At 38.1% G+C, this 2,508-nt stretch carries 4 protein-coding genes; 3 read left to right on the forward strand and 1 reads right to left on the reverse strand.

The genetic code is table 11. The annotated features are described in order from the left end of the window. Positions 1-620: 620 nt before the first annotated feature. Together L6C30_RS14420 and L6C30_RS14425 are read left to right on the forward strand one after the other, a co-directional pair. Positions 621-1,190, forward strand: coding sequence for a DNA-binding protein (locus tag L6C30_RS14420; protein ID WP_119054819.1), 570 nt, complete (start codon positions 621-623; stop codon positions 1,188-1,190). Positions 1,191-1,244: 54 nt separating this feature from the next. Further along, entirely contained in the window at positions 1,245-1,391 is a 147-nt protein-coding gene (locus tag L6C30_RS14425; protein ID WP_228265314.1) for a hypothetical protein, read from the forward strand. 222 nt (positions 1,392-1,613) lie between these two features. Here the strand turns inward: L6C30_RS14425 and L6C30_RS14430 are convergent, their stop codons facing one another. Continuing rightward, a complete protein-coding gene (locus L6C30_RS14430) occupies positions 1,614-1,859 on the reverse strand; it encodes a hypothetical protein (RefSeq protein WP_119054820.1) in 246 nt (81 codons plus the stop codon). A gap of 149 nt (positions 1,860-2,008) precedes the next feature. On the opposite strand from L6C30_RS14430, the gene L6C30_RS14435 reads away from it, so the two are divergent. Beyond that, positions 2,009-2,233 (forward strand): helix-turn-helix transcriptional regulator, encoded by a 225-nt coding sequence (locus L6C30_RS14435; RefSeq protein WP_004676219.1) that lies wholly within the window; start codon positions 2,009-2,011, stop codon positions 2,231-2,233. Positions 2,234-2,508: the final 275 nt, after the last annotated feature.

A 2,508-nucleotide genomic window follows, 5' to 3' on the forward strand; every position in this document is an offset into this window, starting at 1 on the left:
GTATATATATGGTCGGTAAACGTATATATATGGGTCGGTAAACGTATATATATGGGTCGGTAAACGTATATATATGGGTCGGTAAACGTATATATATAATCTCTGAAATCATTACTAGATAAGGCTTTCAGCTCGTCTAAAAGCTTTTAAAAGTATTAAAAGCATTAAAAGCCCAAAAGCACTACAAAAACTGCCCTATGACACTCGCTTCGCTCGTGGCATTTTGACCTCGTTTCACTCGGTCTGAGGGGCAGTTTTTAGCAAATACCATCTAGGGCGTTGGGAAAAGCAAAAGCGACTATGAATCTCGCTTCGCTCGATGCTTTTTTAAGAGCAAAAGCGCACGAAATCCAATAAAATCGAGGGTTCTGGGCTGTTAATAAGATGAGATACGCCAAAATCAGCACACAAAATAGTTACTTTCTAGGGGCGAAAACCGTAAAAAGCGGTTTTTCAGAGGGTCAAGGGGCGAAATTTGGGTATTCGCTCGTAGACACTCGCTCTGTAAGATCATGTATTGTTTATAAAACTAAATTAAGGCAGGTGAAAATAATGATTGTGTACTGTATTAAACTGTATTATAGTACAGTTTAATACAGTACACAATGAGGGTTTTAGTCATGGCAGTTACAAAAAAAGATGTATTTACGGCTATTGAAAGTCTTGAACAGCAAGGGATTACAGCCACAAATGCGGCTATCCTTGAGATCACAGGGGGGAGCAATGCGACTGTGCAGAAGTACCGCAAGGAATACTATGACAGCCGCCAAGCCCAAGCCGTAAAAGACGCTATTGTACTAAAAGATACCGAGATCACGGCACTTACAGACGCTTTTGCCAGTCTCTTGAAGCAACGTGTGACTGGTGTGCAGGAACAGTACACCACCGATATTGCACAGCTCACAGCATCACTTCAGGAAGCATCGAGCCGCATTGATGAACTTTGTCAAACGGTAGAGCTACAGAACGAGAGCAATAGACAAGCTAATGCCGAAAAAGTTACTGCGATTAATGAGAAAACGGCACTACAAGCCCACTACGACAAGGAAAGAAAGGAACTGCAAGCCGAGATCCAACGCCTAAACGAAATTGCGTATACGCAAAAAGGGCGAGCTGATTTACTTGAAGAACGGCTGAAACAGTATGAAACTAAACCTAAACAACCAAAGACAACGGCAGTCAAGGAGTAATCCATGCCATTGATTAAATACTATGGCTTACTGTTTGAATGGCATGATTAAAAAATGGAGTTGGTCTATCGAGGGCGTGAGATTGCGTTTGAGGAAGTGTGTGGTATTTTCTTAGACCCTCTTCCGGTTGAGCAGTTGAAAAAATCTATTCAAGAATATGAGCTCATGAAACAGGATGAAGCCAAATACTGCATTTCGTAGAAGAGATGTTATGTAAATTTAGAGTACACCCTAAAGTAACGTCATGGCGGCCCCAATTCTGAACCTAAAATCAATGTCTTAGAAGCCGTGGAACATCAATTTTAGTATGCTCAAAGAAAGTCTTAGATTTATACGTGACAATAAAAAGCCAGTTGTAAGAACTGGCTCTTTCTATTTGGGATTTACTTACCCATTGCGATTTTTTCCCGTGCCTCTCATAAATTAACAGTCAAAGCTGAAGAAGTGTTCCGGGAAACAAGAAATAAAGGCTTTTTGAATATCACTGTATTCACCTTCTGGATGTTCCTCTAAATAACGTCGAGTCCAAATTAGCGTGGCCTCATAATCGTTAAAACTCTGATCTAGTTGTAAAAAAATCCAGAGGTCATGTGCTTTTTGAATGAAAAAGTCATTAATGATCATCAGTGCAATTTTCTTTTCAGTGTTTGAATTAGGATATGAGTACATCGTTTGTTTCTCCTATAGAGATGATAAATAGATTAGTTGATAAGCTATTTATAACACATAAAAAATGTGATAAACACATTTTTTATGTGTTTTTTGTAATTTTATGGTCTGTGTTATACTTCTAATCCAAATAAATTGTATTTATCACCATGCCGTACGAAGAATTTCAAAGACTTATGGGAAAAGCAGGTCTTTCAATTAAGGAATTTGCAACCTTATTGGACATGAACCCAAATTCCATAACTAACTATAAAAAGATCGGAAAAGTACCTACTCATATTGCTGTTCTGGTTTACTTACTTTCTAGCATGAAAGATGAGGGTGTAGACTTTTACCCTATTTTCGAAAAAATTAAGTCATATTCAAAAGACTAAGACTCTCGTTTGTTGATTGTTTTAAGCTGTTAGTGATGATGTAGAAAATGCCTGAAGTTCAGGCATTTTTTCGTTTCGGGTACTTATAAACCTCGATAGAACTTTTCAATAAAGTATCGAGTTTTGAGAACCAGAGTGATCATCAAACTCTTATGTTCTGAGATCTTAGGTCGAGCAATCGGTAAACCAGACATTTCTACTTGGGGCTTACAGACGGACTTCGTATAAGAGATTTTATGTTAAATAGGTTCGATTAAGCAGATCGTCTTCTAATT

It is taken from the genome of Acinetobacter sp. KAM396 (assembly GCF_021602765.1).
GTDB lineage: Bacteria > Pseudomonadota > Gammaproteobacteria > Pseudomonadales > Moraxellaceae > Acinetobacter > Acinetobacter towneri_A.